The following is a 26,941-nucleotide window of genomic DNA, read 5'->3' as shown; positions in this document are numbered from 1 at the left end:
TGAATAAGTGAACGCTTTTGACGAACGAGGGCATTTTGAGAAGAGGTAAAAGGGGCTCCGCTCCGATGGGGCGGCGTTCCGCGCTGCGGGCCATGGGGTTCGGGGGCCTGGTCACGGTGGGTGGCATAGGCGCGCTGGCCACCGCGGACGCGGCTCCGGCCGAGGGCCTCGGGGTGCCGCCGTACGCGCCGACCGGAGTGCGGCCGCGCTATCGCCGGGCGACCTGGAGCCAGCAGTTCCAGTCGGGGCACGGCTGGACGGCGGGGGGCACCGGGACCGCCTCGTCGAACCCGGCCGACACCGCCGTCTTCACCCGGGGGACGTCCTCGGTCCGGGTGACCACCGCGGGCACCGGGGTGCAGTCGTACGTCCGCAAGACCGGCATGACCGCCATGGACCTCAGCGGCAAGATGATCCGGCTGATCTTCCGGGTCTCGGACGCCGCCCACCTCAGCCGGATCGTCTTCTACCTGGGCAGCTCCGGGCTGAAGAACGCCTTCAGCTGGCGGGTGCACACCCACTCCGGCACCGGGGCCAACTACGTGCAGTCCGGGGAGTGGGTGACGGTTCACCTGCAGTGGGCGGACGTGGCCGCCGCGTCCGGCACGTACACGCTCTCCGCGGCGGGCGAGCCGTCGGTGCGGACGGGCTTCACCGACATGTCCTTCGCGGTCTACGACGACGCGGCGGCACCGGTGACGTACCACCTCCAGGCGGTCGAGCTGGTGCCCGACACCGAGTCCGTCTTCCCCAAGGGCGTGGTGTCCATCACCTTCGACGACTCGCACAAGTCGGTGCACGATCTGGCCCGTCCGGTCATGGACCCGTACGGCATGCCGGGCACGCTGTACAACATCGCCGATGTGATCGGCACCGGCTCCTTCGTGACCCTCGGCCAGATGCGCTCGCTCCAGGACTCCTCCGGCTGGGAGATGGCCGGGCACTCCTACGCCAACGCCACGCACACGGCGAGTTACCCCAAGCTCACCGCCCAGCAGGTCGACGCGGATTTCGCAAAGCTGCGGGAATGGCTCGTCGGCAACGGATTCACCAGCGAGCACTTCGCCTATCCGCACGGCGCATTTCAGAAGACCACCGACGGGGTGCCCGTCGATCTGCTCGCCGCCCGCCACTTCACCACCGCGCGCTCGATCATTTCCGAGACCATCGAGAGCTTTGCGCCGGCCATGCCCTACCGGCTCAAAGCGCTGACCGGAATCACCGACGGAACGGGAATCGGCGGCACCGCGCTGAGCAAGGTGGTCGGCACGGGCGGAGCGCTGGACCGCTGTGCCAACAGCGGCAGTTGGCTGATCCTGTGCCTGCACAAGATCGTGGCCGGTACGCCGGCGGCGAGCACCGAGATCAGCCAGGCCGGTCTGCGCACGCTGATGGCGGAGATCGACAAGCGCGAGATCGAGGTGCTCACCGTCCAGGAGGCGATGGCGTACTACGCCTGACGGCTAGCGGCGGTCGTTGAACCAGCCGTCGTCCTGGTGCTCCGGGGCGTACGGCTGGTTCTCCGGGGGCCACTGCTGCTGTTGCTGCGGCGGCTGTTGCTGTTGTTGCTGGTACGGACCCTGCGGCTGCTGCGGGACGTAGGGCTGCTGGCCCTGGTGGCCCTGCCACTGGTCGTACCCCTGCTGCTGGTGGTGCTGCGGCTGCTGCTGGTACGGACCCTGCGGCCGGCCGCCGTACGGCTGCGGCTGCTGCTGGTACTGCGGCTGTTGCTGCTGGTACTGCGGTGTGATGTAGCCCTGCTCGGGGATCGGCTGCGGCTCTGTCACGCCGTTCCACGCCACCTGCTGCTGGGGCGCGTTGCGGCCCATGTCGTGCAGCTCGCCCTGGGTGTGGCCGGTGTAGGCGTGGGCCATGCCGTTGGGGTTGCGCGGGGAGGCGTGCGGGGCCGTACGGGCGAGGGCGATGCCCTCCAGGCGCATCATCTCGATCGTGGAGGAGACCTGCTGGGACGAGTACTCGTCCTCTTCCTCGTAGACCGCGGAGACGTCCTGCTCGTGGTCGCCGGCGACCGAGACCTCGACGCCGCCCTGACGGGTGCCCCAGCTGCCCTTGTGCAGGGTGAGCAGGGCGTAGAAGCGCAGCGGGGTCAGCAGGAGCAGCTGGATGACGCCGTACAGCGGGGCCAGCAGGAACATGCCGAAGCGTTTGATGAAGCCCATGCCGCGGCGGGGGAAGTCCAGGTACCGGACGTTGCGCAGGTACCCCATGAGGACCATGAAGACCAGGTAGTCGCCGATGTGGTTGACGAACCGCTCCGGCTGCATGATCGGCAGGATGACCATGGAGTAGAACATCGCCGAGCCGAAGACCAGCCACAGCGCCAGTTCCATGCAGGTCAGCCAAAAGGCGGGCCGGAACTTCTTCTGGTTCCTGAAGGCCCACAGGGACTCGCGGAAGAAGGACTTGTTCCAGCGGACCTGCTGGCGCAGGAAGTGCGGCAGCTTCTCGGGGACGGCGGTGTAGCCGACGGCCGTCTCCTGGAAGACGACCTGGCCCTCCATCAGGCAGTAGTTCGTCATGCGCCGGTCGTCGCCGAAGACGGCCGGCTTGCCGAGGAACTGCTGGTTGAGGAAGTCCGGCAGGTACTTGCGCACCAGCGTGCCGCGGTACACCGAGAGCGCGCCGCAGCAGCAGAGCACCGACTTCAGCCGGGAGTACGCGGCCCGCTCGAACAGGAACGAGTTGCCGTACCGCAGGTCCTGCAGGCGCGTGAAGATGTTGCTGTCGTGGTTGAGCGCGAGGACCATGCCCGTGGAGGCCATGATCTTCGGGTCGGCCATGGGCAGCAGCAGCTCGCGGACGGTGTCCCGGGACAGGATCGTGTCCGAGTCCACGCACAGGAACAGGTCGGTGTACGGCGCCGCCTCGAAGCCGAGGGCGAGGGCCTCGCGCTTGCCCTTGTTCTCGGGCTGCACGCTGACCGTGTACTTCACGCCCTGCGCCTCGAACTCGCGGCGCATCTTCTTCGCCGCCTTGATGCCGGAGTTGTCGGCGCTGGCGTCGTCGATGATGTGGATCTCGTTGGGGAGCCGGCTCTGCGCGAGAAGGCTGCGCATGCCCTGCTCGAACATCACCGGGTCCTCGTTGTAGATCGGGATGACCGCGGTGACCCAGGAGTTGTCCAGCAGCATCAGCTCCTCGCGGTCCGCCTTGGCGGGCCGGTAGAAGAGTGCACCGAACATCTTGAGGGCGAGCAGCCCGAGCGCGCCGAACGAGTAGTAGTGGAGCGAGTCCGGGTCGAGCTTGGTGACGATGACGGCGGCGATGGCGAGGAAGAAGAAGTACGAGACCTTCAGATGCCGTCGGCGCTTGTGACGGCGGCGGCCGTCGGTGTCGACGGCCCCCGGTATGTAGGCGTCGGTCACAGCTTGACCACCTGGGGATGGTCGGCCGACCTGCCGCGCGTGTCGAAGAGCAGGCGGCACCGGTCGGCCAGCGCGTCCAGGTCGAGCTCGCTGTGCTGCTGGAGAAGGATGGTCAGGTCGGCGTCGGCCGCACCGGCGAGGTAGTCCTCGACCCGGGGCACCGAGGTGCCCTCGACGGTCCAGCCCTCGACGCGGGGGTCGTAGTACGCGAGGTCGGCGCCGCGCTCGAGCAGCAGCTCGGCCACGTCCACCGCGGGGCTCTCCCGCTGGTCGGAGATGTCCGGCTTGTAGGTGACGCCGAGCAGGAGGACGCGCGAGCCGCGGATCGGCTTGCCCTGCTGGTTGAGCAGGTCGGCCGCGCGGGCGACGACATGGGCGGGCATCCGCTGGTTGATCTCCTGGGCCAGTTCCACGAATCGGAACGGTATACCGAGCGAACGCACCTTGTAAGAAAGGTAGTTCGGGTCGATCGGGATGCAGTGGCCGCCGACGCCGGGGCCCGGGTAGAAGGGCGCGAAGCCGAAGGGCTTGCTGGAGGCGCAGCGGATGGAGTCCCAGAGGTCGACACCGATCTCACGGCAGAACATCGCCATCTCGTTGACGAGCGCGATGTTCACGTGCCGGTAGGTGTTCTCCAGCAGCTTGGCCATCTCGGCTTCACGCGTGCCCTTGGCCTCCACCACGCTGCCCACGAAGCGCTCGTACAGCGCGCGGGCCGCCTTGGTGCAGTCCGGGGTGGTGCCGCCGACGACCTTGGGCGTGTTCTCCAGGCCGTAGGTCGGGTTCCCCGGGTCGATGCGCTCGGGGGAGAAGGCGAGGTAGAAGTCGACGCCCGCCGTCAGGCCGCCGGCCTCCAGGCGCGGGCGGACGACCTCGTCGGTGGTGCCCGGGTACGTCGTGGACTCCAGGACGACCAGGGTGCCCGGCTTGAGGTGGGCCGCGATGTCCGCGACGGCGGAGTCCACCGCGCCGAGGTTGGGCGCGCCGTGCTCGGTCAGCGGGGTCGGCACGCAGATGACGACGGCGGCCGCGTCCGCGATGACCTCGGGCGAGGAGACCGCGCGGAAGCCCTGGTCGAGCATGGCGCGTACATCGGCGTCGCTGATGTCGTCGACGTGCGAGGAACCGGAGTTCAGCCCCTGCACCACTGGCTGGCTGCGGTCCAGGCCCACGACCTTGAGGCCGGAAGCGCTTGCTGCCCGGGCAAGGGGCAGCCCGACGTAGCCGAGCCCGATGATCACGAGATCGACAGTGGTGTTTCGGTTCACGGCAATACTTCCCACCCCGGCGCCACCCAGGCCCCCCGGCCCGGGCGCACAGTCATCCATCGAATACAGGAGCGAGAAGGCTAACAGCGACCACACATGTGTTCACAGCTCGCACACCGTCTTTATTGTCACTAGAGGCGCGTACAACCCTTACGCATGGTCATGAGTCGGCTCGTTCGGCGCCGGATTCCGCTTCGAACCGACCCCTGGTGCCGGGCCCGGCGACGGGTACCCTCTTGCCGATTCCATCCGCCGGGCGCACGCCCCGCGCCCCCTGAAGGAGACCTACGTGGCGTCCCGTCGTCAACCCCGCCGGCGTAGTGGCATAGCCCGCGCTTTCAAGGTCCTGCTCGTGGTGGCCGTCCTGGCCGGCGGTGTGCTGGCCGCCAAGCCGCTGTGGAACCACTTCAACCCGGAGGACCCCGAGCTCACGGTCCGCTACCGCACCGAGACCTCCGCCGAGGCCGACGCGGTCCGCCCGTGGCTTGAGGTCTTCAACACCTCCGAGCAGCCGGTCCCGCTGAGCGAGGTCGCCCTGCGGTACTACTTCGCGGCCGACGACGACGCCTCCTACGGCTTCAACTGCGTGGAAGCGGCGGTCGGTTGCGCGAATCTGACCGGTGCCGTGGTCGCCATGGACACGCCGCACGAGGGCGCCGACCACTACCTGGAGCTGGGGTTCACCGAGAAGGCGGGGGTGCTGAAGCCCGGCGCCAACAGCAAGGGCCTGGAGATCCAGCTCTACCGGACCGACCACAAGCCGGTCGACCAGGACGGTGACTGGTCCTACGACGCCTCCAAGAAGACCTACAAGGAGTCCGACCGGATCCCCGCCTACAAGCGCGGCGCCCTGGTGTGGGGCGAGGAGCCCGGCGGCGGGGACGGGAAGACCTCGGCGCAGCCGGTGTCCCGGACCGAGCCGGAGCTGCCCGAGGGCGGCTTCTTCGACGACTTCAACTACCGGGGCCCGAAGGACACCGCGCTGTTCAAGCACGGCTGGCTGGTGCGCACCAGCGAGGGCGGTCCCGGCATCGAGAGCACCTGGACCGCGAAGGGCGTCTCGTTCCCGGGCGACGACGAGGCGCTCGGCGGGCAGGTCCTCAACCTGCGCGCCGCCACCGACGGCACCGAGGCCGGCACCGCGCAGGCGGCCCTCGGCACCAAGGAGGCCAAGTTCCGCACCGGCACCTACGCGGCCCGGATCCACTTCACCGACAAGCCGACGACCGGTGAGAACGGCGACCACATCAACCAGACGTTCTTCACCATCGGCGGCTCGGGCAGCAAGTACGCCGAACTCGACAACGAGTACATGCCGAACGGCGGTTGGGGCGCGCCCGGACCGAAGCTGGACACCACCACCTGGCGCAATGCCGACGAGGGCGACCGCGTCACCAACAAGACCGAGCGGAGCATCGCCGGCTGGCACACCATGGTGATCACGGTCGACAAGAAGTCGGTCACCTACAGCATCGACGGCGAGACCCTCTACCGCAGCGGCGCGGACTACGCCCCCCGCGCGGACATGGCGATCCACTTCAACACCTGGTTCGTGGACCTGCCGTTCGCCGGCGACCGCGCCTGGGACATGAAGGTGGACTGGGTCTACCACCAGGCCGGCGAGAAGCTCACCGCGAAGGAGGCCGAGCAGGCCGCCAAGGAGTTCCAGGGCAACGGCGTCGGCTGGTTCGACACCCTGCCCGCCTCCTGAACGGCTAGCCCGCCTGCGCCGCCGCCGATGCCTGGGCCTCGCCCCGGCGGCGGATCTGGTTGAAGGTGAACGTCTGGAGGTCGTCATCGGCCGAGAACACCTCGGTGTCCTTGGTCGTGACGTCCTTGCCGCTGGTGAAGCCGGTGACCGTGAAGTAGGCGTAGCGGCCGCTGGCATTGCGCGTGGTGCGGCAGACGGCGCCGCTGCAGAAGGGCTTCACGCCCTTGCCGGCCAGCGCCTTCACGATGCTCTTGTCGTCCGTCTCGCTCTTGGCCTTCGTGGCCTGGGCCGCGGTGTCGAAGACGGCCACGCCGACCGTGACCGCGACGCCGTCGTGGACGTAGGTGACGCGCATCAGACGGGTGCAGTCGTTGGCGTCGAGGATCTTCGGCAGGGTCTTCAGGGCGGCCGAGGAGCAGTCCCCGGTGTCGGCCGTCGCGCCCTTCTGGTAGACGGTCTCGCCCACGGTCAGCCGGGTGCCCGGGAAGAGGGTCTCGGGGCTGAGCGGGGCGGTGTCCTTCTTCGCGCTGGCGATGAAGTCGTTCGGATCCAGCGGGGGCGGCGCGCTCGTCGGCTCGAAGGACGGCGCCGGGCCCGTGGACCCGCTCGGTATGTCCGCGGTCGCGGGAAGCTGCGCGCTCGGCTTGCCGGACGCCTCGTCGCCGCCGTTCGCCGACACCACGGCCACCGCGACCGCCGCGGCCACGCCGACCGTGGCCAGCGCGCCACCGCCGATCAGCAGCAGCCGGCGCCGCTTGTTACGGGACTCGGACGCCTCGGCGAGCGCGGCCCAGTCCGGGGTCTGGCTGTCGCCGCCGCTGTTCCACGGCTGCTGGGAATGCGGTTTCCAGGGGTCCCACTGGGACTGGGGTCCCCCCTGCTGCCCGAAGCTCATGCGCCGCATCTTAGACGGGGCCCGGGGTGTGCCGTTCCGCCTCAAGAGGCCCTGGACGCCTAGCGTTGCGTCGATGAGCGAGCGCAAAAGCGACATCTCCGGGTGGTTGGTACGACCCGCGTCCTGGCATCTGTGGGCGCTCCTCGCGGCCGTGCTCGGCGCCACGACGGTCCGCACCACCCGGGTGACCAGGGACGGCGGCATGGACAACGCCATCGTGGTGCGGGCCGCGCGCACCTGGCTGGCGGGCGGCTCCCCCTACGACGATCCGCACTTCCTCTATCTCCCGGGCGCCGTCCTGGCCGCCGCCCCCCAGGCCCTGCTCTCCCCGGCCGCGCTGCGCCTGCTGGTCCCGCTCGCGGTCACCGCCTGCCTCGCCGCGGGCTGGGCCTGCGCCCTGCGGCTGCACCGCGTCCCGCTCCGCAGCCGCCTGGCCGCCCTGGGCCTGGCCGGCCTCGCCGCCGGCTTCGCCCCCTTCGCCCATCTGATCCTCCTGGCGAACTGGACGGCGACGGCGGCGCTCGCCCTGCCGCTGGGACTGCTCCTGGCGGACCGGAACCGCTGGACGGCGGCCGCCGTGGTGCTCGGCACGGCGATCGCGCTGAAGCCGGTCCTGGTCCCGGTGGCGCTGCTGTTCGTCTTCGCCGGCCGGTGGCGGGCCCTCGCCCTGCTGGTCGCGCTGCCCGCCACGGCGTCGGCGGTCGCGGCCCTCTTCCTCCCCGACCCCACCGGCTTCTTCACCCGCACCCTGCCCTTCCTGCTGCGCGGCGACGACGACTTCGTACGGCTCTACGAGGCGTCCCCGGCGGCCGTGCTGCCCCGGCTCGGGGTGCCGCAGGGGCCCGCCGCCCTGCTCGCCCTGCTCGCGGCGGCCGTCGGGGTGGGCTGCGCGTACCGGCGCTGGCGGCGCGCCGACGCCGGGCCGCTCAGGCTCACGGAGACGGCGGCGGCCCTGATGCTCTCGGCGTTCCTGGTGTCCAGGCCGTCGTATGACCACTACCTGGTGATCGTCGTGCCGCTGCTGCTCGCCTCTGTTCCGTGCGCGGGGTCGGTGGCCCGGTCGCCCTGGTTCTGGCTCGCGCTGGTGCCCCAGCTGCCGGGGCTGAGCTGGCCCTATCTGGAACCGGTGCAGCGGCGGGCCTTCAAGGACGCGCTCACGCTGTGTGTGCTGGCGGGCACGGTCGCCGGGCACGGCTGGGCGGGGCGGCGCGGGGACGGGGTAAAATCGGTTCCCGTTAAGGCAGCGACCTCGTTTTGACCCTTCCGGGGCAGCACAGGTATTCTGCCTGTTCGTTGTGTATTGGCTTGCTCATTCTCACGGGACGGGCCCTTACACCGGTCCACCGGGCCGATGACCAGCGACCTGCACGCGGTTTGCGTCAACCGCAGTGTGGTCAGGGCTGTCGTGATCGTTTCGGTGACCTGTTCAGGACCATTCACTCGAAGCGAAGGCTACGAACCGTGCGTACGTACAGCCCCAAGCCCGGCGATGTGACGCGCCAGTGGCACGTCATCGACGCCCAGGACGTTGTCCTCGGCCGTCTCGCCACCACCGCAGCGACCCTCCTCCGGGGCAAGCACAAGCCGATCTACGCCCCTCACGTCGACACCGGTGACTTCGTCATCATCATCAACGCCGACAAGGTGCACCTGTCCGGCAACAAGCGGACCCAGAAGATGGCCTACCGCCACTCCGGTTACCCGGGTGGTCTGCGCTCGGTCCGTTACGACGAGCTGCTCGACAAGAACCCCGAGAAGGCCGTCGAGAAGGCCGTCAAGGGCATGCTCCCCAAGAACACTCTGGGCCGTCAGATGCTCTCGAAGCTGAAGGTCTACAAGGGTGACCAGCACCCGCACGCTGCCCAGCAGCCGGTGCCGTTCGAGATCACCCAGGTCGCGCAGTAAGTCCGGCCACCCCCTAAGACTGAACAGAATCTGAGGAGAATCGTGGCCGAGACCACTGCCGAGCAGCCGCTCGAAGAGCTTGACATCGACAGCTACACCACCGAGTCCGAGGTCCCCGTCGAGGGTGAGTACACCTCGGAGTCCACGGCTTCCCGCTTCGGCGAGCCCCAGCCGGCCGCCGGCCTGGGCCGTCGCAAGAACGCCATCGCCCGCGTCCGGATCGTCCCGGGCACCGGCAAGTGGAAGATCAACGGTCGCACCCTCGAGGACTACTTCCCGAACAAGGTGCACCAGCAGGAAGTCAACGAGCCCTTCAAGGTGCTCGAGCTCGAGGGCCGTTACGACGTCATCGCCCGCATCGCGGGTGGCGGTGTCTCCGGTCAGGCCGGTGCGCTCCGTCTCGGTGTCGCCCGTGCGCTGAACGAGGCCGACGTCGACAACAACCGCGGCGCCCTGAAGAAGGCCGGCTTCCTCAAGCGCGACGACCGTGCGGTCGAGCGCAAGAAGGCCGGTCTGAAGAAGGCCCGTAAGGCTCCGCAGTACAGCAAGCGTTAAGCTTCGCTGCCTGCAGCGCGTACTCGCACTTCAGCAGTACGTTCGAACGCCCCGGCGGCACGCCACAGTGCCGCCGGGGCGTTCGTTTATCACGGTCTTGGGCGTATAACGGCACAAGACGTTCAAAGACTGATGTGATCGCATGATCGTGGGCGATCCCCGGAAGTGACGCTTCATCAGGAGGACAAGTGGGACGACTCTTCGGCACGGACGGCGTGCGCGGTGTCGCCAACGCGGATCTGACCGCCGAAATGGCGCTCGGTCTGTCGGTCGCGGCGGCCCACGTGCTGGCCGAGGCGGGCTCCTTCGCGGGCCACCGGCCCACCGCGGTGGTCGGCCGGGACCCGCGCGCGTCCGGGGAGTTCCTGGAGGCCGCCGTGGTCGCCGGTCTGGCGAGCGCGGGCGTCGACGTGCTGCGGGTCGGTGTGCTGCCGACGCCCGCCGTGGCGTATCTCACCGGCGCGCTCGGCGCCGACCTCGGCGTCATGCTCTCCGCCAGCCACAACGCCATGCCGGACAACGGCATCAAGTTCCTCGCGCGCGGCGGGCACAAGCTCGACGACGAGCTGGAGCAGCGGATCGAGGCCCTCTACGAGGAGCACCGGCGCGGTGAGCCCTGGGAGCGGCCCACCGGCGCGGGCGTGGGCCGGGTCCGGGAGTACGACGAGGGCTTCGACAAGTACATCGCCCACCTCGTCGCCGTCCTGCCCAACCGGCTCGACGGGCTGAAGATCGTCCTCGACGAGGCGCACGGTGCCGCGTCCCGGGTGTCGCCGGAGGCGTTCTCGCGGGCCGGTGCCGAGATCGTCACGATCGGGGCCTCGCCGGACGGGCTCAACATCAACGACGGCTGCGGCTCGACCCACCTCGATCTGCTGAAGGCCGCCGTCGTCGAGCACGGCGCGCACTTCGGCATCGCCCACGACGGCGACGCCGACCGCTGCCTCGCCGTGGACCACACCGGCGAGGAGGTGGACGGCGACCAGATCCTGGCCGTCCTCGCGCTGGCCATGCGGGAGCGCTCCGCGCTGCGCGCCGGGACCGTGGTGGCGACGGTGATGTCCAACCTCGGGTTCAAGCTGGCGCTGGAGCGGGAGGGACTGAAGATCGTCCAGACCGCGGTCGGCGACCGGTATGTGCTGGAGGAGATGAAGGAGCACGGGTACACCCTGGGCGGTGAGCAGTCCGGGCACGTGATCATCCTCGATCACGCGACCACCGGTGACGGCACGCTGACCGGGCTGATGCTCGCGGCGCGGGTCGCGGAGACCGGGCGGTCGCTGCGGGAGCTGGCCTCGGTGATGGAGCGGCTGCCGCAGGTGCTGATCAACGTGCCCGACGTCGACCGGACGCGGGTGAAGACGTCCGGGGAGCTGGCGGCGGCCGTCGCGGAGGCGGAGGCGGAGCTGGGGTCCACCGGGCGGGTGCTGTTGCGGCCCTCCGGGACCGAGCCGCTGGTCCGGGTGATGGTGGAGGCGGCGGACATCGATCAGGCTCGGGCTGTTGCCGGGCGGCTGGCCGATGTGGTGAAGTCGGCACTGGGCTGAGCGTCTGCGGGGGGCTGTTGTTGGCCGGCTGCGGCGCCGTCGTGGCTTGTCGCGCAGTTCCCCGCGCCCCTAGGTGGGTGTGCCTGCCCGGCGCCTTGAGTGTGCCCAGAACCACTTCTGGGCCAGCAGCGTCAAGGTGCCTGCCAGGACGATGCCCAAGAGGTTCAGCAGGAGCTGTTCCGTCGAGCCCACGGTCTGCTCGGTGTCGCCGAAGCTCAGGGCCACCGCCGCGTTGGCGGCCGCCGGAACCGTGGTGACCGAGATGGCGACGCCCACCAGGGCGCCCGACTTGGACGAGGTCAGCGAGAGGGTGCCGGCCATGCCGGCCAGGATCGCGACGATGAACGAGAACCAGTCGGGGGCGTAGACGAAGCCCGTCTGAGGGCGCTTGGCGTCCAACTGCTCCCTGCTGAACAGGTCGATCGCGTCCATGAAGTGGCTGAAGCCGACCGTCACCGCCATGGCCACGGCGAAGCCCACCAGCAGTGCGACCAGTGACCGCAGCGCCAACCGCGGGGCGCGCTGCACCAGCGCCGTGCTGAAGCCCGCCAGTGGTCCGAACTCCGGGCCGACGGCCATCGCGCCCACGATCAGGATGGCGTTGTCGAGCACCACACCGCAGGCCGCGATCATGGTGGCGAGGGTGAGGAACGCGAGGTAGGTGACGGAGAGCGTCGACTCCTCGTGGGTCGCGTCCGTCAGCTGCTCCCACAGGACCGCGTCCGCGGCCTCGCCGGGGGCGTCCTTCTCGGCCTTGTCCGCGCGCTTGGACAGGGAGAGGTCGATGCTCTCGACGGCGATGGACCCGCAGTCCTCGATCTCCAACCGCCTCAGCCCGTTGAGGAGTTCGTCCCCCGCCTCGCGCGCCACGTCGCACATGACGACATCACCGGCGGGGGTACGGGCGGCCCCCTTCAGCACCACGAGATGGGTGGTGCCGACGGTCGACTCGATCAGGCCGACCACCTCGTCCGTCTTGCCGGGAGGCGTGATCAGGCGCAGATGCAGCATGGGCGCCTTTCTACCAGCTCACAACTTCCGCAGGCTCAGCCGCTGCACTTTGTGGTCGGGGCCCTTGCGCACGACGAGGGCCGCCCGGCCGCGGGTGGGGGCGACGTTCTCCACCAGATTGGGCTTGTTGATGGTCCGCCAGGTCGTCCGGGCGTAGTCCAGTGCCTCCTCCTCGGAGACCTGGGTGTACTTGCGGAAGTACGAGGACGGGTTCTGGAAGGCGGTGGCGCGCAGTTTCTTGAAGCGGCTGAGGTACCAGCGCTCGATGTCCTCGGTGCGGGCGTCGACGTACACGCTGAAGTCGAAGTAGTCGGCGAGGCCGACCCGGGTGCGGCCGTCCTTGCCGGGCAGGGCGGGCTGCAGGACGTTCAGGCCCTCGACGATCAGGATGTCCGGGCGGCGGACGGTGAGCCGCTGGTCCGGGACGATGTCGTAGATGAGGTGGGAGTAGACGGGGGCGGTGACCTCCTCCTTGCCCGCCTTGATGTCGGCGACGAAGCGGGTGAGGGCGCGGCGGTCGTACGACTCCGGGAAGCCCTTCCTCGACATCAGGCCCCGGGCCTCCAGCTCCCTGGTCGGCAGCAGGAAGCCGTCCGTGGTCACCAGTTCCACGCGCGGGTGCTCCGGCCAGCGCGAGAGCAGCGCCTGGAGGAGGCGGGCGACCGTGGACTTGCCGACGGCGACCGAACCGGCGACCCCTATGACGAAGGGCGTGCCGGACTGCGAGCCCTGTTCGCCGAGGAAGGTGTTGAGCGCGCTTCTGAGGCCGTCCGTGGCGCCGACGTAGAGATTGAGCAGACGGGAGAGCGGGAGGTAGATGTCCCGCACCTCGTCGAGGTCGATGACGTCGCCGAGACCGCGCAGCTTCTCGACCTCCTCGGCGCTGAGCGGCAGCGGCGTCTTGTCGCGCAGCGCGCTCCACTCGGCTCGGGTGAGGTCGAGGTAGGGAGTCGCCTCCGGCCTGTGCCGGTGGGCGCTCCGGGGCATCGGTGGGACCGGAGAGATCACAGTCCATTGTTACGGGAGGACGAACGGACGGCGGGGTGGGATCCGTCACGCGCCGGGGATTTCCGGGCGAATCGGGACAAGGCGGGGAATGTCAGTGGTGTGCGTCACAGTTGTGGGAGAGGTGGGCCCAGGCCGGGGTCCACCGGCCCCCGAGGGGTGAGCCATGACGTATGCGATCGAGGCGGAAGGGCTGGTCAAGCGGTTCCGGGAGACCGAGGCGCTGGCCGGGGTCGATCTGGCGGCCCGGCAGGGCTCGGTGCTCGGGCTGCTGGGGCCCAATGGGGCGGGGAAGACCACGGTCGTGCGGATCTTCGCGACGCTGCTCAGGCCGGACGGCGGCCGGGCCCGGGTCGCCGGGTACGACGTGGTGCGGCAGGCGGGGGCCGTGCGCGCGCTGGTCGGCCTGACCGGGCAGTACGCCGCCGTCGACGAGAACCTGACCGGCACGGAGAATCTGCTGCTCATCGGCCGCTTGCTGGGCCTGCCGCGGCGCGAGGCGAAGGCGCGGGCGCGGGAACTGCTGGAGCGCTTCCAGCTGACGGACGCGGCCGGGCGGGCGGTGAAGACGTACTCCGGAGGCATGCGACGGCGTCTCGACCTCGCCGCGAGCCTGGTGGGCCGGCCCAGCATCCTCTTCCTCGACGAGCCCACGACCGGTCTGGACCCACGCAGCCGAGGGGAGCTGTGGGACCTGCTGCGGGGCCTGGTCGCGGACGGCGCGACCGCCCTGCTGACCACGCAGTATCTGAACGAGGCCGATGTGCTCGCCGACGACATCGTGGTGATCGACAAGGGCCGGGTGATCGCCGAGGGCACCCCGGACCAGCTGAAGTCCCAGGTCGGCGGCCAGGTGCTGCAGGTGCGGCCGTTGGCCGCCCGGGAGCTGGGGCGGGTGCACGCGCTGGTGGCCGAGGCGGCCGGCGCTCAGACCCAGATCGAGGGCGAGACGGTCACGGCCCCGGTGAAGGACCCCGAGCTGATGCCGGCCGTGGTCCGCACGCTCGACCGGGAGGGCATAGCGGTGGGCGAGCTGGCGCTGCGCCGCTCCTCGCTGGACGAGGTGTTCCTGGCGCTGACCGGCCACCGCGCCGAGCCCGGGGGCGCACCGGAGGAGGACGGCGGCGGGTCGGTCCGCGAGGACACCGAGCCGGCGCGGGCGGTGAACTGATCATGGCCGCCACCACCGTCACGGCACCCCTCACGAAGTCGGGCCGGGTGCGGCCGCTCGCCGGCCTCCGGCAGACCTTCACCATGGCCTGGCGGAGCCTGGTCGCGGTCAAGCACAACCCGCTCGAACTGGTCGACTACAGCATCACGCCGATCATGTTCGTGTTCCTGTTCACCTATGTCCTGGGCGGGCAGATGGCCGGGTCGCCCGAGGCGTACCTGAAGTACGCGCTGCCCGGGATCATCGTGCAGAACACCCTGTTCATGACGATGTACACGGCGATGGCGCTCAACACCGATCTCACCAAGGGAGTCTTCGACCGGCTGCGCAGCCTGCCGATAGCCCGCTCGGCGCCGCTGATCGGCCGGATCACCGCCGACCTCGCCAAGCACCTGTGGGCGCTGCTGCTGATGATCGGGCTCGGGCTGCTGCTCGGCTTCCGGGTCACGGGCGGGTTCGACGGCTTCCTGCTCGGCACCCTGCTGGTGATCGTGTTCGCGGCGGCGGTGTCGTGGTGCGCGGTGCTGATCGGGATGCTGGCGGGGGACGCGGAGAAGGTGCAGGCGTTCGCGTTCACCCTGATCTTCCCGGTCACCTTCACCAGCAGCGCGTTCGTCCGGGTGGACACGATGCCGGGGTGGCTCCAGGCGTGGAGCGACGTCAACCCGGTGACCCATCTCTCGGACGCCTTCCGGGGGTTGCTGCTCGGCGGGCCGGTGGCGGAGCCGGTGCTGTGGTCGCTGCTGTGGGCGGCCGGGATAGCGCTGGTGTTCTATCCGCTGGCGATGCGGGCGTACCGGGCCAAGACATGAGGGAGCAGGGCACGGAAATTTCCGGAATCGGGCACGCGGTGACCGCTTTGGCGCTCGATTCGATCGTAGGCTGCCGTTCATGTGCGGAATCGTGGGATACGTGGGGTCGCAGTCGGCGCTCGATGTCGTGATGGCCGGGCTGAAGCGACTGGAGTACCGGGGCTACGACTCGGCGGGTGTGGCCGTGCTCGCGGACGGCGGGCTGGCCGCCGCGAAGAGGGCCGGCAAGCTCGTCAACCTGGAGAAGGAACTCGTCGACCGCCCGCTGCCGAGCGGTTCCACCGGCATCGGGCACACCCGCTGGGCGACCCACGGCGGACCCACGGACACGAACGCGCATCCGCACCTGGACAACGCCGGGCGCGTGGCCGTCGTCCACAACGGCATCATCGAGAACTTCGCGGCGCTGCGGGCCGAACTGGCGGAGCGGGGCCACGAGCTGGCCTCCGAGACGGACACCGAGGTCGTGGCGCATCTGCTCGCGGAGGAGTTCTCCTCCTGCGCCGACCTCGCGGAGGCGATGCGGCTGGTGTGCCGGCGGCTGGAGGGGGCGTTCACGCTGGTCGCCGTGCACGCGGACGAGCCGGACCTGGTCATCGGCGCCCGCCGGAACTCGCCGCTGGTGGTGGGCGTGGGGGAGGGCGAGGCGTTCCTCGCCTCCGACGTGGCCGCCTTCATCGCCCACACCCGTTCCGCGATCGAACTGGGCCAGGACCAGGTCGTGGAACTGCGCCGCGACGGCGTCACGGTGACCGGCTTCGACGGCAGCCCGGCCGAGGTCCGCTCGTACCACGTCGACTGGGACGCCTCGGCCGCCGAGAAGGGCGGCTACGACTACTTCATGCTCAAGGAGATCGCCGAGCAGCCCAAGGCGGTCGCCGACACCCTGCTCGGCCGCATCGACGGCACCGGCTCGCTGACCCTGGACGAGCTGCGGATCCCGGCGAGCGAACTGCGGGAGATCGACAAGGTCGTCGTGGTGGCCTGCGGTACGGCCTTCCACGCGGGGCTGATCGCCAAGTACGCCATCGAGCACTGGACGCGGATCCCCTGCGAGGTGGAGCTGGCCAGCGAGTTCCGCTACCGGGACCCGATCCTGGACGCGCGGTCCCTGGTCATCGCGATCTCCCAGTCCGGGGAGACCATGGACACGCTGATGGCGCTGCGGCACGCCCGTGAGCAGGGCTCCCGGGTGCTGGCGATCTGCAACACCAACGGCTCGACGATCTCGCGCGAGTCGGACGCGGTGCTGTACACGCACGCGGGGCCGGAGGTGGCGGTCGCCTCGACGAAGGCCTTCCTGACCCAGCTGGTGGCCTGCTACCTGGTGGCCCTCTACCTGGGCCAGGTGCGCGGCACCAAGTGGGGCGACGAGATCCGGGCGGTGGTCCGGGACCTGGCGGAGATCTCCGGCGCGGTGGAGCAGGTCCTGGAGACCATGGAACCGGTGCGCGCGCTGGCCCGCTCCCTGGCCGCGAAGAACACGGTCCTGTTCCTGGGCCGGCACGTGGGCTACCCGGTGGCGCTGGAGGGCGCGCTGAAGCTGAAGGAGCTCGCCTACATGCACGCCGAGGGTTTCGCGGCGGGCGAGCTGAAGCACGGGCCGATCGCGCTGATCGAGGACGACCTGCCGGTCGTGGTGGTCGTACCGTCCCCGCGGGGGCGGTCGGTCCTGCACGACAAGATCGTGTCCAACATCCAGGAGATCAGGGCCCGGGGCGCGCGGACGATCGTGATCGCGGAGGAGGGCGACGAGGCGGTGGTGCCGTACGCCGACCATCTGATCCGCATCCCGGTGACGCCGACGCTGCTTCAGCCGCTGGTGGCGACGGTGCCGCTGCAGGTGTTCGCCTGCGAGCTGGCGACGGCCCGGGGCAACGAGGTGGACCAGCCCCGGAACCTGGCCAAGTCGGTGACGGTGGAGTAGCCCGGCGCCGAGCGGTCAGGGGGCCGTCCGCACGTCCCGCCACGCGCGGGCGATCCCCTCCGCCACGTCGTGCGCCCCGACCGGCGCCCCGTCCGCCGCGTACCGTCCCGCCAGGCCGTGCAGGTACGCGGCCACGCTGCCCGCGTCCCGCGCCGGGAGCCCCGCGGCCAGCAGGGATCCGGACAGCCCCGACAGCACGTCCCCGCTGCCCGCCGTGGCCAGCCAGGGCGTGCCGGTCGCGTTCACCCGGACCGGCGTCGCCGCCTCCGGGTCCGCCACCAGCGTCGTGGAGCCCTTCAGCAGCACCGTCGCCCGGTACCGGGCCGCCAGCTCCCGTACCGCCGACAGCCGGGACCCCTCGACCTCCTCCCGGGCGACGCCCAGGAGCGCCGCCGCCTCCCCGGCATGCGGAGTCATCAGGGTCGGCGCCGTGCGGTCCCGTACCGCCTGACGGTCCGCCAGGCGCAGTCCGTCCGCGTCGATCAGCAGGGGTACGTCCGCCTCCAGCACCTCCGCCACCGTCGCCGCGTCGTCCCCGGCGCCCGGTCCCACCACCCAGGCCTGGACCCGGCCGGCCTTCCGCGGCCCCCGGTCCGAGACCAGGGTCTCGGGGAAGCGGGCGAGCACCGCGTCCCCGGCCGGGCCGACGTACCGCACGGCTCCGGCACCGCCGCGCAGCGCGCCCGCCACCGCCAGCACCGCCGCCCCCGGGTACCGCGCGGACCCGGCCGCGATGCCGACCACGCCCCGCCGGTACTTGTCGCTCTCCGCCCCCGGCACCGGCAGCAGCCGTGCCACGTCCGCGTGCTGCAACGCCTCCAGTGCGGCCCGTTCCGGCAGTTGCAGCCCGATGTCGACCAGCCGGACCGCACCGGCGTACTCCCGCGCCGGATCGATCAGCAGGCCCGGCTTGTGGGTGCCGAAGGTGACGGTCAGGTCGGCACGGACCGCCGGCCCCCGCACCTGGCCGGTGTCCGCGTCGACCCCGCTCGGCAGGTCCACGGCGACGACGGCGGCCCGGGACCGCGCGGCGGCCTCGGCCAGCGGTGCCGCGTCCGGGCGCAGGCCGCCCTTGCCGCCGATCCCGACGATGCCGTCCAGCACCAGGTCCGCCCGCTCGATCAGCGGCGCCGCGGCATCGGTGCCGGTCACCCTTCCGCCCGCCCCGCGCAGGGCCGCGAGCCCGGCCGCGTGGGCCCGTTCCGGTGCCGGCAGTACCGCGGTGACCCCCGCGCCGCGCCGGGCCAGGCGGGCACCGGCCCACAGCGCGTCGCCGCCGTTGTCGCCGCTGCCGACCAGCAGCACGACGCGGCTGCCGTAGACCCGGCCGAGGAGGTCCGCGCAGGCCGCGGCGAGGCCCGCCGCCGCGCGCTGCATCAGTGCCCCCTCCGGCAGCCGTGCCATGAGGTCCCGTTCCGCCGCCCTGACCGTCTCCACGCTGTACGCAGTACGCATGCGGTCGAGTCTCTCGCGCCCCTCAGCCTTCCGCGACCACCACCGCGGAGGCCACTCCCGCGTCATGACTGAGCGACACATGCCAGGACCGCACGCCGAGTTCCGCCGCCCGGGCCGCCACCGTCCCCGTCACCCGCAGCCGCGGCCGGCCGCTGTCCTCGACGAAGACCTCCGCGTCCGTCCAGAGCAGGCCCGCCGGGGCGCCCAGTGCCTTGGCCAGCGCCTCCTTCGCCGCGAACCGCGCCGCCAGCGAGGCCACTCCCCGCCGCTCCCCGCTCGGCAGCAGCAACTCGCTGTCCAGGAACAGCCGTCGGGCCATCCCGGGCGTGCGCTCCAGGGAAGCCGCGAAACGGTCGATCTCCGCCACGTCGATACCGACCCCGATGATGCTCATGCCGAGCACCCTACGGCCGGGGCCGCGGTGCGTACGTCCGGGTGACCCCGCCGCGCGGCACGCTCCGGACGGTCCGGGTGCGCGGTTCGCTGATCGCATGATCAGCTCGCGTATGACGTGTCGGGGTGTCGCTGTGGTGATGGCCGCGGCGTGTGTGCTGCCGGTGGGGAGCGCGGCCGCCGCGCCCGGCCCGGAGGGGGAGTTGGTGCCCGGCGTGGCGCCCAGGGTGTGGGTGACGGACACGCCCGACCAGATCCTGCCGCCGGTGGTGTACACGCCCAGCGCCCGCGAGGACGCCGTGGAGCCGCGGGAGGCCGCCGAGGGGGCCTACGATCCGGTCGAGTACGTGCCCCTCGGGGACGCCGTCGCCCGGGTCACGTGCAGCAAGCGGACCGGGCCCTATCAGCGGCAGGTCGAACGGTGGCTGAAGCGGAAGGCGGACGGGAAGCAGTCCGCCGCCGACTGCCGGGCCATCCGGGCCTTCCAGATCAAGCACCGGATCAAGCCCGCCATCGGCTTCGCGGGACCCGTCACCTGGGCCACCATGCAGCTCGTCGGCGCGCGCAAGAACCCCAACGCCGCCGGGAAGTGCCCGGTGCGGTCGTACCGCGTCGCCTGCGTCGATCTCGGCCGCCAGCTGACCTGGGTGCAGAAGGGGAAGAAGGTCGTGTACGGGCCGGTGCCCATGCGCAGCGGCCGGGCCGGGTACCGGACCCGTACCGGATGGCACAAGGTCTACTGGAAGCACAAGAACCACGTGTCCACGCTGTACCACCAGCCCATGCCCTACGCGCAGTTCTTCATCGGCGGCCAGGCCTTCCACGCCGTCTACGGGTCGATCTTCACCACCGTCGGCTCCATGGGATGCGTCAATCTGCGCCTCGGGGACGCCCGGAAGCTGTGGAGCGTGCTGAAGAAGGGGGACCGGGTGTACGCCTGGGGCCGTCGCCCCGGCAGCTGACCCGGGGCTCGACCGGCCCGTCGGACCCCTCTGAGAGACTGAGGGCGCCATGACTGAAACTGCTGCCCTGCGGACCGCGCCCCTGCGGGCCCGCGCCGAGATCGATCTGGCCGCCGTGCGGGCCAATGTGCGGGCCCTGCGCGCCCTCGCGCCGGACGCGGCCCTGATGGCCGTCGTGAAGTCCGACGCCTACGGCCACGGCGCGCTGCCGTGCGCCCGCGCGGCCGTCGAGGCGGGGGCGACCTGGCTCGGCACCGCCACGCCCGAGGAGGCCCTCGTGCTGCGGGCCAAGGGGCGGCTGCCGGACGACGTCCGGATCATGTGCTGGCTGTGGACCCCGGGCGGGCCCTGGCGGGAGGCCGTCGAGGCCCGCCTCGACGTCTCGGTGAGCGACCTGTGGGCCCTGCGCGAGGTCACGGCCGCGGCCCGCGAGGCCGGGCGGCCGGCCCGGGTGCAGCTCAAGGCCGACACCGGCCTCGGGCGCGGCGGCTGCCAGCCGGGCGAGGACTGGGCCGGGCTGGTCCGGGAGGCGCTCGCCGCCGAAGGCGACGGGCTGCTGAAGGTGACCGGCCTGTGGTCGCACTTCGCCTGCGCCGACGAACCCGGACACCCCTCCATCGACGCCCAGCTCGCCCGCTTCCGCGAGATGACCGGGTACGCCGAGGAGCGGGGCGTGCGCCCCGAGGTACGGCACATCGCCAACTCGCCGGCCACGCTCACCCGCCCCGACAGCCACTTCGACCTGGTGCGGCCGGGCATCGCGGTCTACGGCGTCTCACCCAGCCCCGAGCTGGGCAGCCCCGCCGACTTCGGGCTGCGGCCCGCGATGACGCTGTCCGCGTCCGTGGCGCTCGTCAAGCAGGTGCCCGGCGGCCACGGCGTCAGCTACGGGCACACCTACACCACCGCCGGCGCGACCACCCTTGGGCTCATCCCCGTCGGGTATGCGGACGGTGTTCCGCGGCACGCCTCCTCAGCCGGCCCCGTGCTGGTCGGCGGCAAGTGGCGGACGATCGCGGGGCGGGTCGCGATGGACCAGTTCGTCGTGGACCTGGGCGGCGACGAACCCGAGCCGGGGGCGCGCGCGGTGCTCTTCGGGCCCGGTGACGGCGGTGAACCCACCGCCGAGGACTGGGCGCAGGCCGCCGGCACCATCGCGTACGAGATCGTCACCCGGATCGGCACCCGTGTTCCGCGCGTCTATGTGAACGAGAGCCAGACTGACGGGCAGCAGTAGTCCGGCGAAGAGGAGCGGTACGTGAGCGAGAGCAGTGCGGAGGGCGTCGCGGCCGCCGCGGCCGTCGCCTCCGCCGGCGCCTGGCGCCGCGCGACGGGATTCGCGGGCGCCGCGATAGGCGTGGTCGCCGCGGGCGCCGCCGCCGGGGTCGCCATAGAGCGGCTCACCGTCGGCCGGGGGATGCGGCAGAAGGCCCGTCTCGCGCTCGACTCGGCGGGCCCTTACGGCGCGCTGCGCGGCATGCCCGGCAAGGCCGTCTCCGACGACGGCACCGAGCTGTACTACGAGGTCGACGACGTCGAGCCCGAGGGCGGCTCCGCCCCCCGCCGGCGCCGCCTCTTCGGACGCAAGGCCCCGGCTCCCGTCACGGTCGTCTTCAGCCACGGCTACTGCCTCAGCCAGGACTCCTGGCACTTCCAGCGGGCGGCGCTGCGCGGCGTCGTCCGGACCGTGCACTGGGACCAGCGCAGCCACGGCCGCTCCGCGCGGGGCGCCGCGCAGGTGCGCGACGGGGTACCGGTCGACATCGAGCAGCTCGGCCGGGACCTGAAGGCCGTCATCGACGCGGCCGTGCCGGAGGGGCCGGTCGTGCTCGTCGGGCACTCCATGGGCGGGATGACCGTCATGGCGCTGGCCGACCAGTTCCCCGAGCTGATCCGGGACCGGGTGGTCGCCGTCGCTCTGGTCGGTACGTCGTCGGGGCGGCTCGGCGAGGTCAACTTCGGGCTGCCCGTCGCGGGCGTCAACGCCGTGCGGCGCGTGCTCCCCGGTGTGCTGAAGGCGCTGGGGCAGCGGGCCGAGCTGGTGGAGAAGGGGCGCCGGGCCACCGCCGATCTGTTCGCCGGGATCATCAAGCGGTACTCCTTCGCCTCCCGGGACGTCGACCCGGCGGTGGCGCGGTTCGCCGAGCGGCTGATCGAGGGCACGCCGATCGACGTGGTCGCCGAGTACTACCCGGCCTTCGCCGACCACGACAAGACCGAGGCGCTCGTCCACTTCGCGGACCTGCCGGTGCTGGTGCTGGCCGGGGTCAAGGACCTGGTCACGCCGAGCGAGCACAGCGAGGCCATCGCCGATCTGCTCCCCGACGCCGAGCTGGTGCTCGTGCCGGACGCCGGGCATCTGGTGATGCTGGAACACCCGGAAGTGGTCACCGACCGTCTCGCCGACCTGCTCACCCGCGCGGGGGCGGTGCCGGCGGGCGCTACCGTGGGTGGCTATGGAAGCAGTACCGCACAACCAGGCTGAGACCGAGCTGACGGTCACGTCTCCCGAGCAGATGCGGGAGCTCGGCCGCCGGCTCGCCAAGCTGCTGCGCGCCGGGGACCTCGTGATGCTCAGCGGGGAGCTCGGCGCGGGCAAGACGACACTGACCCGCGGGCTAGGGGAAGGGCTCGGGGTCCGGGGCGCCGTCACCTCGCCGACGTTCGTCATCGCGCGCGTCCATCCCTCGCTGGGTGAGGGTCCGCCGCTCGTCCACGTCGACGCGTACCGCCTCGGCGGCGGGCTCGACGAGATGGAGGACCTCGACCTCGACGTGTCGCTGCCGGACTCGGTGATCGTCGTGGAGTGGGGCGAGGGCAAGGTCGAGGGGCTGACCGACGACCGGCTCCAGATCGTCATCCACCGGGCCGTCGGCGACACGACCGACGAGGTACGGCAGGTGACGGTGACCGGGCTCGGAAAGCGCTGGGCCGAGGCGGGTCTGCCGGCGCTGTCCGCCTGAGTCCCGCCCGGGTCTCCGTGAACGGGGTCTCCGGGGAACGAGGTCTCCATGAACATTCCGACAAGACGTCGGGAAGATATTGCGTTCGCCGTCCCGGGCGTGGTCACATGGTACCCAGCCCGTAGTTAGGTGTGCCTAACTACGTCTGCCCCCGGCTCCCAGGAGGCGTCCATGTCGGTCACGGAACGGGACGCGACGCAGCCGCGTCCGCTGCCCGGAGTGTCCATGCGCGACCTGCTGGCGTCATGCGCCGCGGCAACCGCCGTGTCCACCCCGCCCCGCGCCCCCGAACCGAAGGCTCCGCCACAGCGGGAGCGCAAGGCGGCCTGAGGGTCAGCGGATCACGACGACCTTCTGTCCGATCGTCGCGAAGTCCCACATCGCGTCGCCGTCCGCCCGGGTCTCGCGGATGCCGCCCGTGCGGGGCGCCGCGCCCGGGGCCCCGGCCGTGTCGTCGACCGCCGCGCTGAAGCCGATGACGACACCGCCCACGCTGGTGAAGCGGACCACGTGCTCGACCGGGACGCCGTCCGTTCCGGTGATCGCGTTCGAGCGGGAGGTGACCGCGTAGACGCCCGGCGCCGGGTCCACCGTGCCCGGGTCCACCTGGAAGGTCCGCTTGACCTTGTCGCCCGCGCCGACCAGCCACACCCGGTCGTCGTCCACCGAGTACACCACCCGTTCACCCTTGCCGGACCCGGCGGGCAGGGCGGCCGGGTTGCGCTGGTCGCGGGGCGCCTTGGAGGCGGCCGCCGCGGGGGTGCTGCCGGCGTCCGGCCGGCCCAGGTCGGCCGGGACGTTCGCCGAGGCCTGGTAGGCGAGGTAGCCGACGGTGACCAGGGCCGCCGTGGTGAGCCCGGCCACGAATCCGGAGCTGCTGCTTGCCACCGTCGCCCACCTCTTTGTCGTACGTCGTGCTTCCCGGCGACCGTAGCAGCCGGTGACCGCTCCTCCCGGGCGGCCGTGCGGCGGCGCGGGGAGCCGTAGGCTGTTTGCGTGCTCTTGCTCGCTCTGGATACCGCCACGCCCGCCGTCACCGTCGCGCTGCACGACGGCACGGACGTCATCGCCTCGTCGAGCCAGGTGGACGCCCGCCGGCACGGCGAACTGCTGCTGCCGGCCGTCGACCGTGTGCTCGCCGAGGCGGGGCTGAAGCTCGACGCCGTCACCGGCGTCGTCGTAGGGACCGGACCCGGCCCGTACACCGGGCTGCGGGTCGGTCTGATGACCGCCGACACCTTCGGGCTCGCGCTCGGCGTCCCCGTGCACGGGGTGTGCACCCTCGACGGCCTCGCCTACGCCGCCGACATCGCCGAGGGCCCCTTCGTGGTGGCCACCGACGCCCGGCGCAAGGAGGTCTACTGGGCCACGTACGCCGACTCCCGCACCCGCCTGACCGACCCGGCGGTCGACCGGCCCGCCGAGATCGCCGAGCGGGTCGCGGGCCTGCCCGCGGTCGGGGCCGGGGCGCTGCTGTACCCCGAGACCTTCCCGCGCGCCCACGAACCCGAGCACGTGTCGGCGGCGGCCCTCGCCGCGCTGGCCGCCGAGCGGCTGGCGGCGGGCGAGGAACTCCCCGCGCCCAGACCGCTCTACCTGCGCAGGCCCGACGCCCAGGTCCCCAAGAACTACAAGGTGGTCACCCCCAAGTGACAGCGGTGCTGCGCGAGATGCGCTGGTGGGACATCGATCCGGTGCTGGAGCTGGAGAAGGACCTCTTCCCCGAGGACGCCTGGTCCCGCGGGATGTTCTGGTCCGAGCTGGCCCACGCACGCGGTGCCGGGGCGACCCGGCGGTATCTCGTGGCCGTCGCGGGCGAGCGGATCGTCGGCTATGCCGGCCTCTCCGCCTCCGGCGACCTCGCCGACATCCAGACCATCGCCGTCGCCCGCGACCACTGGGGCACCGGCCTCGGCGGGCGGCTGCTGACCGAGCTGCTGCGGGCGGCCACCGCCTTCGACTGCGCCGAAGTGATGCTGGAGTGCCGGATCGACAACGTCCGCGCCCAGAAGCTCTACGAGCGCTACGGCTTCGAGGCCATCGGGTTCCGGCGCGGCTACTACCAGCCGGGCAATGTGGACGCCCTCGTGATGCGCCTGAACACCGACTCCACGGGCGGCTCCGCCACGGGTCCCGCCTCAGAACAAGGAACAGAGATCCATGGCTGACGAACCCCTGGTGCTGGGGATCGAGACCTCCTGCGACGAGACCGGCGTCGGCATCGTGCGCGGGACGACCCTGCTGGCCGACGCCATCGCGTCCAGCGTCGACGAGCACGCCCGCTTCGGCGGCGTGGTCCCCGAGGTCGCCTCCCGGGCCCATCTGGAAGCGATGGTGCCGACCATCGAACGCGCGCTGAAGGAAGCGGGCATCACCGCCCGCGACCTGGACGGGATCGCCGTGACCGCCGGTCCCGGCCTCGCCGGTGCCCTGCTCGTCGGGGTCTCGGCGGCGAAGGCGTACGCCTACGCGCTCGGCAAGCCGCTCTACGGCGTGAACCACCTCGCCTCGCACATCTGCGTGGACCAGCTGGAGCACGGCCCGCTGCCCGAGCCGACGATGGCGCTGCTGGTGTCCGGCGGGCACTCCTCCCTGCTGCTGTCGAGCGACATCACCTCCGACGTCCGGCCGATGGGCGCCACCATCGACGACGCGGCCGGCGAGGCCTTCGACAAGATCGCCCGGGTGCTGAACCTGGGCTTCCCCGGCGGCCCGGTCATCGACCGGTACGCGCGCGAGGGCGACCCCGGCTCCATCGCCTTCCCGCGCGGGCTCACCGGGCCCCGCGATCCGGCGTACGACTTCTCCTTCTCCGGTCTCAAGACGGCCGTGGCCCGCTGGATCGAGGCCAAGCGGGCCGCGGGGGAGGACGTGCCGGTGCGGGACGTGGCGGCCTCCTTCCAGGAGGCGGTCGTGGACGTGCTGACCCGCAAGGCCGTGCGGGCCTGCAAGGACGAGGGCGTCGACCACCTGATGATCGGCGGCGGGGTGGCAGCCAACTCCCGGCTCCGGGTGCTGGCCCAGGAGCGCTGCGAGGCGGCCGGGATCCGGCTGCGGGTGCCGCGTCCGAAGCTGTGCACGGACAACGGCGCCATGGTCGCCGCGCTCGGCGCGGAGATGGTCGCGCGGGGCCGGCCGGCCTCCGGCTGGGACCTGTCCGCCGACTCCTCGCTGCCGGTGACCGACCCGCACGTGCCGGCACACGACCATGTGCACGAGGTCAGCAAGGGGAACCTCTACCCGTGACGGTCGCGCTGATGTGGGAGGCGCGGGCGGCCGAGGGCCGGGGCGCGGAGCTGCTGGCCTGGGTCGCCCGGCAGCGGCTCGCCGAGCCTCCGCTGCGCCGGGAGACCTTCCGGGCCCCGGGGGACCGGGTGCTGGTCATCACCTGGTGGGACGGCGACTACGACGCCGTACTGCCGGAACTGCCCGAGCCGGACGGTGAGCTGGTCACTCGGGCGGTGCACCGGTGGCGGTTCGAGGCAGTGGACGAGGGCTGACCGCCAGACGCCAGGGCCGGTCGGGGTCGTGGCCCCGCCACAGCACCTTGCCGTGGCGGCGCTCCCAGCCGGCGGCCAGCCAGGCCTGGCCCAGCCAGGCCGCCGCCGGCCACAGCGGGAACAGGGCCGCGGCGGGCTCCCAGGCGAGCGCGGCGCCGAGCGTCCCGGCCGTCATCACGGTGAACAGCCACCAGTTGACCGGATGCCGGAGCGAGGACGCCGCGGCGGGCGGCGTTGCCAGGGGCTCCGCCGCCTCGAAGTCCAGCACCTCGCTCAGCCATCTGATCCGGGACGCCTGCGCGAGCGTGAACAGCACCGCGAACCCGAGGAGACCGGCCGCGAACAGCCCCAGCCCGCCCGCGTCGAGCGGCGCCCCGTGGACCCCGGCCGTCACCGGCACACAGACCGCGACGGCGGCCGACGCCGTGCCGACGGACCGCAGTTCGTGGTGGACGTAGCGGTCCATCCGGCCCCT

At 71.5% G+C, this 26,941-nt stretch carries 27 protein-coding genes; 18 read left to right on the top strand and 9 right to left on the bottom strand.

What is annotated here, in order from left to right:
- The first annotated feature begins 65 nt into the window (after nucleotides 1-65).
- Nucleotides 66-1,460 carry a polysaccharide deacetylase family protein gene (locus ACFYW5_RS04400; RefSeq protein ID WP_389415419.1) on the top strand — a complete coding sequence of 465 codons (1,395 nt, stop codon included), beginning with the start codon at nucleotides 66-68 and terminating at the stop codon, nucleotides 1,458-1,460.
- Nucleotides 1,461-1,463: 3 nt separating this feature from the next.
- Here the strand turns inward: ACFYW5_RS04400 and ACFYW5_RS04395 are convergent, their stop codons facing one another.
- The gene (locus ACFYW5_RS04395) at nucleotides 1,464-3,386 is read right to left on the bottom strand and encodes a glycosyltransferase (protein ID WP_389415418.1); all 1,923 of its coding nucleotides are present in this window, start codon (nucleotides 3,384-3,386) and stop codon (nucleotides 1,464-1,466) included.
- Nucleotides 3,383-4,654, bottom strand: coding sequence for a nucleotide sugar dehydrogenase (locus ACFYW5_RS04390; RefSeq protein ID WP_389415417.1), 1,272 nt, complete (start codon nucleotides 4,652-4,654; stop codon nucleotides 3,383-3,385). The genes ACFYW5_RS04395 and ACFYW5_RS04390 overlap by 4 nt, the downstream gene beginning before the upstream one ends.
- Nucleotides 4,655-4,943: 289 nt before the next feature.
- Here ACFYW5_RS04390 and ACFYW5_RS04385 point away from each other — a divergent pair, with 289 nt between their 5' ends.
- The gene (locus ACFYW5_RS04385; protein ID WP_389415416.1) at nucleotides 4,944-6,365 is read left to right on the top strand and encodes a cellulose binding domain-containing protein; all 1,422 of its coding nucleotides are present in this window, start codon (nucleotides 4,944-4,946) and stop codon (nucleotides 6,363-6,365) included.
- Nucleotides 6,366-6,369: 4 nt separating this feature from the next.
- Here ACFYW5_RS04385 and ACFYW5_RS04380 read toward each other — a convergent pair whose 3' ends face one another.
- A complete protein-coding gene (locus tag ACFYW5_RS04380; protein WP_389415415.1) occupies nucleotides 6,370-7,260 on the bottom strand; it encodes a hypothetical protein in 891 nt (296 codons plus the stop codon).
- A gap of 73 nt (nucleotides 7,261-7,333) precedes the next feature.
- Here ACFYW5_RS04380 and ACFYW5_RS04375 point away from each other — a divergent pair, with 73 nt between their 5' ends.
- The 4 genes from ACFYW5_RS04375 to glmM all read left to right on the top strand — a co-directional run bounded on the left by ACFYW5_RS04375 (nucleotide 7,334) and on the right by glmM (nucleotide 11,267).
- Nucleotides 7,334-8,518 carry a glycosyltransferase family 87 protein gene (locus tag ACFYW5_RS04375; RefSeq protein WP_389415414.1) on the top strand — a complete coding sequence of 395 codons (1,185 nt, stop codon included), beginning with the start codon at nucleotides 7,334-7,336 and terminating at the stop codon, nucleotides 8,516-8,518.
- A 203-nt stretch (nucleotides 8,519-8,721) separates the two neighbouring features.
- Nucleotides 8,722-9,165: a 50S ribosomal protein L13 gene (rplM, locus tag ACFYW5_RS04370; RefSeq protein WP_250070999.1), complete on the top strand. Its 444-nt coding sequence runs from the start codon at nucleotides 8,722-8,724 to the stop codon at nucleotides 9,163-9,165.
- A gap of 42 nt (nucleotides 9,166-9,207) precedes the next feature.
- Nucleotides 9,208-9,720, top strand: coding sequence for a 30S ribosomal protein S9 (gene rpsI / locus ACFYW5_RS04365; protein WP_389415413.1), 513 nt, complete (start codon nucleotides 9,208-9,210; stop codon nucleotides 9,718-9,720).
- A gap of 188 nt (nucleotides 9,721-9,908) precedes the next feature.
- Nucleotides 9,909-11,267, top strand: a complete 1,359-nt coding sequence (gene glmM / locus ACFYW5_RS04360; RefSeq protein WP_389415412.1) for a phosphoglucosamine mutase — start codon at nucleotides 9,909-9,911, stop codon at nucleotides 11,265-11,267.
- A 69-nt stretch (nucleotides 11,268-11,336) separates the two neighbouring features.
- On the opposite strand, the gene ACFYW5_RS04355 is transcribed toward glmM, so the two are convergent.
- Together ACFYW5_RS04355 and coaA are read right to left on the bottom strand one after the other, a co-directional pair.
- Nucleotides 11,337-12,278, bottom strand: a complete 942-nt coding sequence (locus ACFYW5_RS04355; protein WP_389415411.1) for a DUF389 domain-containing protein — start codon at nucleotides 12,276-12,278, stop codon at nucleotides 11,337-11,339.
- Between the two features lie 18 nt (nucleotides 12,279-12,296).
- A complete protein-coding gene (gene coaA / locus ACFYW5_RS04350; protein WP_389415410.1) occupies nucleotides 12,297-13,265 on the bottom strand; it encodes a type I pantothenate kinase in 969 nt (322 codons plus the stop codon).
- A 184-nt stretch (nucleotides 13,266-13,449) separates the two neighbouring features.
- Between coaA and ACFYW5_RS04345 the strand changes: the two genes are divergently transcribed.
- The 3 genes from ACFYW5_RS04345 to glmS all read left to right on the top strand — a co-directional run bounded on the left by ACFYW5_RS04345 (nucleotide 13,450) and on the right by glmS (nucleotide 17,193).
- Nucleotides 13,450-14,454, top strand: a complete 1,005-nt coding sequence (locus ACFYW5_RS04345; protein WP_389415409.1) for an ATP-binding cassette domain-containing protein — start codon at nucleotides 13,450-13,452, stop codon at nucleotides 14,452-14,454.
- 2 nt (nucleotides 14,455-14,456) lie between these two features.
- Nucleotides 14,457-15,266 carry an ABC transporter permease gene (locus tag ACFYW5_RS04340; RefSeq protein ID WP_389415408.1) on the top strand — a complete coding sequence of 270 codons (810 nt, stop codon included), beginning with the start codon at nucleotides 14,457-14,459 and terminating at the stop codon, nucleotides 15,264-15,266.
- 79 nt (nucleotides 15,267-15,345) lie between these two features.
- Nucleotides 15,346-17,193 carry a glutamine--fructose-6-phosphate transaminase (isomerizing) gene (glmS, locus tag ACFYW5_RS04335; protein ID WP_389415407.1) on the top strand — a complete coding sequence of 616 codons (1,848 nt, stop codon included), beginning with the start codon at nucleotides 15,346-15,348 and terminating at the stop codon, nucleotides 17,191-17,193.
- 15 nt (nucleotides 17,194-17,208) lie between these two features.
- Here glmS and ACFYW5_RS04330 read toward each other — a convergent pair whose 3' ends face one another.
- Nucleotides 17,209-18,648 (bottom strand): NAD(P)H-hydrate dehydratase, encoded by a 1,440-nt coding sequence (locus ACFYW5_RS04330; RefSeq protein WP_389415406.1) that lies wholly within the window; start codon nucleotides 18,646-18,648, stop codon nucleotides 17,209-17,211.
- A 22-nt stretch (nucleotides 18,649-18,670) separates the two neighbouring features.
- The gene (locus tag ACFYW5_RS04325; protein ID WP_250071011.1) at nucleotides 18,671-19,042 is read right to left on the bottom strand and encodes a holo-ACP synthase; all 372 of its coding nucleotides are present in this window, start codon (nucleotides 19,040-19,042) and stop codon (nucleotides 18,671-18,673) included.
- Between the two features lie 97 nt (nucleotides 19,043-19,139).
- Here ACFYW5_RS04325 and ACFYW5_RS04320 point away from each other — a divergent pair, with 97 nt between their 5' ends.
- The 5 genes from ACFYW5_RS04320 (at nucleotide 19,140) to ACFYW5_RS04300 (ending at nucleotide 23,296) form a co-directional block, all read left to right on the top strand.
- Complete coding sequence (locus ACFYW5_RS04320) at nucleotides 19,140-20,003, top strand: L,D-transpeptidase family protein (RefSeq protein ID WP_389415405.1); 864 nt, start codon at nucleotides 19,140-19,142, stop codon at nucleotides 20,001-20,003.
- Between the two features lie 49 nt (nucleotides 20,004-20,052).
- Nucleotides 20,053-21,240 carry an alanine racemase gene (alr, locus tag ACFYW5_RS04315; RefSeq protein ID WP_389415404.1) on the top strand — a complete coding sequence of 396 codons (1,188 nt, stop codon included), beginning with the start codon at nucleotides 20,053-20,055 and terminating at the stop codon, nucleotides 21,238-21,240.
- Nucleotides 21,241-21,261: 21 nt separating this feature from the next.
- On the top strand, nucleotides 21,262-22,488 hold the full coding sequence (locus tag ACFYW5_RS04310; protein ID WP_389415403.1) for an alpha/beta fold hydrolase: 1,227 nt from the start codon (nucleotides 21,262-21,264) through the stop codon (nucleotides 22,486-22,488).
- The gene (tsaE, locus tag ACFYW5_RS04305; RefSeq protein ID WP_389415402.1) at nucleotides 22,460-22,966 is read left to right on the top strand and encodes a tRNA (adenosine(37)-N6)-threonylcarbamoyltransferase complex ATPase subunit type 1 TsaE; all 507 of its coding nucleotides are present in this window, start codon (nucleotides 22,460-22,462) and stop codon (nucleotides 22,964-22,966) included. The genes ACFYW5_RS04310 and tsaE overlap by 29 nt, the downstream gene beginning before the upstream one ends.
- A 171-nt stretch (nucleotides 22,967-23,137) precedes the next feature.
- Nucleotides 23,138-23,296 (top strand): hypothetical protein, encoded by a 159-nt coding sequence (locus ACFYW5_RS04300; RefSeq protein ID WP_389415401.1) that lies wholly within the window; start codon nucleotides 23,138-23,140, stop codon nucleotides 23,294-23,296.
- 3 nt (nucleotides 23,297-23,299) lie between these two features.
- Here the strand turns inward: ACFYW5_RS04300 and ACFYW5_RS04295 are convergent, their stop codons facing one another.
- Nucleotides 23,300-23,854, bottom strand: coding sequence for a hypothetical protein (locus tag ACFYW5_RS04295; protein WP_389415400.1), 555 nt, complete (start codon nucleotides 23,852-23,854; stop codon nucleotides 23,300-23,302).
- 108 nt (nucleotides 23,855-23,962) lie between these two features.
- Between ACFYW5_RS04295 and tsaB the strand changes: the two genes are divergently transcribed.
- From tsaB to ACFYW5_RS04275, 4 genes are read left to right on the top strand one after another with little or no spacing between them, the layout of a single operon-like run.
- A complete protein-coding gene (tsaB, locus tag ACFYW5_RS04290) occupies nucleotides 23,963-24,619 on the top strand; it encodes a tRNA (adenosine(37)-N6)-threonylcarbamoyltransferase complex dimerization subunit type 1 TsaB (RefSeq protein WP_389415399.1) in 657 nt (218 codons plus the stop codon).
- A 17-nt stretch (nucleotides 24,620-24,636) separates the two neighbouring features.
- Nucleotides 24,637-25,134: a ribosomal protein S18-alanine N-acetyltransferase gene (gene rimI, locus ACFYW5_RS04285; RefSeq protein WP_389415638.1), complete on the top strand. Its 498-nt coding sequence runs from the start codon at nucleotides 24,637-24,639 to the stop codon at nucleotides 25,132-25,134.
- Nucleotides 25,127-26,212: a tRNA (adenosine(37)-N6)-threonylcarbamoyltransferase complex transferase subunit TsaD gene (tsaD, locus tag ACFYW5_RS04280; RefSeq protein ID WP_389415398.1), complete on the top strand. Its 1,086-nt coding sequence runs from the start codon at nucleotides 25,127-25,129 to the stop codon at nucleotides 26,210-26,212. Before rimI ends, tsaD begins: the two co-directional genes overlap by 8 nt.
- On the top strand, nucleotides 26,209-26,466 hold the full coding sequence (locus ACFYW5_RS04275) for a hypothetical protein (protein ID WP_389415397.1): 258 nt from the start codon (nucleotides 26,209-26,211) through the stop codon (nucleotides 26,464-26,466). The genes tsaD and ACFYW5_RS04275 overlap by 4 nt, the downstream gene beginning before the upstream one ends.
- Here ACFYW5_RS04275 and ACFYW5_RS04270 read toward each other — a convergent pair.
- The gene (locus ACFYW5_RS04270; RefSeq protein WP_389415396.1) at nucleotides 26,417-26,932 is read right to left on the bottom strand and encodes a hypothetical protein; all 516 of its coding nucleotides are present in this window, start codon (nucleotides 26,930-26,932) and stop codon (nucleotides 26,417-26,419) included. The genes ACFYW5_RS04275 and ACFYW5_RS04270 overlap by 50 nt on opposite strands.
- Between the last annotated feature and the right edge of the window lie 9 nt (nucleotides 26,933-26,941).

It is taken from the genome of Streptomyces sp. NPDC002779 (assembly GCF_042888685.1).
Lineage (GTDB): Bacteria > Actinomycetota > Actinomycetes > Streptomycetales > Streptomycetaceae > Streptomyces.
This window is presented reverse-complemented; position numbering and strand designations above follow the sequence as displayed.

Coding starts and splice junctions, on each gene's coding strand:
- rimI (WP_389415638.1), top strand. CDS start 24,637: ATGCGCTGGTGGGACATCGATCCGGTGCTGGAGCTGGAGAAGGACCTC.
- glmS (WP_389415407.1), top strand. CDS start 15,346: ATGTGCGGAATCGTGGGATACGTGGGGTCGCAGTCGGCGCTCGATGTC.
- ACFYW5_RS04375 (WP_389415414.1), top strand. CDS start 7,334: ATGAGCGAGCGCAAAAGCGACATCTCCGGGTGGTTGGTACGACCCGCG.
- ACFYW5_RS04355 (WP_389415411.1), bottom strand. CDS start 12,278: ATGCTGCATCTGCGCCTGATCACGCCTCCCGGCAAGACGGACGAGGTG.
- ACFYW5_RS04270 (WP_389415396.1), bottom strand. CDS start 26,932: ATGGACCGCTACGTCCACCACGAACTGCGGTCCGTCGGCACGGCGTCG.
- ACFYW5_RS04320 (WP_389415405.1), top strand. CDS start 19,140: ATGATCAGCTCGCGTATGACGTGTCGGGGTGTCGCTGTGGTGATGGCC.
- coaA (WP_389415410.1), bottom strand. CDS start 13,265: ATGCCCCGGAGCGCCCACCGGCACAGGCCGGAGGCGACTCCCTACCTC.
- ACFYW5_RS04345 (WP_389415409.1), top strand. CDS start 13,450: ATGACGTATGCGATCGAGGCGGAAGGGCTGGTCAAGCGGTTCCGGGAG.
- ACFYW5_RS04330 (WP_389415406.1), bottom strand. CDS start 18,648: ATGCGTACTGCGTACAGCGTGGAGACGGTCAGGGCGGCGGAACGGGAC.
- ACFYW5_RS04340 (WP_389415408.1), top strand. CDS start 14,457: ATGGCCGCCACCACCGTCACGGCACCCCTCACGAAGTCGGGCCGGGTG.
- ACFYW5_RS04400 (WP_389415419.1), top strand. CDS start 66: ATGGGGCGGCGTTCCGCGCTGCGGGCCATGGGGTTCGGGGGCCTGGTC.
- ACFYW5_RS04380 (WP_389415415.1), bottom strand. CDS start 7,260: ATGAGCTTCGGGCAGCAGGGGGGACCCCAGTCCCAGTGGGACCCCTGG.
- ACFYW5_RS04325 (WP_250071011.1), bottom strand. CDS start 19,042: ATGAGCATCATCGGGGTCGGTATCGACGTGGCGGAGATCGACCGTTTC.
- tsaD (WP_389415398.1), top strand. CDS start 25,127: ATGGCTGACGAACCCCTGGTGCTGGGGATCGAGACCTCCTGCGACGAG.
- ACFYW5_RS04300 (WP_389415401.1), top strand. CDS start 23,138: ATGTCGGTCACGGAACGGGACGCGACGCAGCCGCGTCCGCTGCCCGGA.
- tsaE (WP_389415402.1), top strand. CDS start 22,460: ATGGAAGCAGTACCGCACAACCAGGCTGAGACCGAGCTGACGGTCACG.
- alr (WP_389415404.1), top strand. CDS start 20,053: ATGACTGAAACTGCTGCCCTGCGGACCGCGCCCCTGCGGGCCCGCGCC.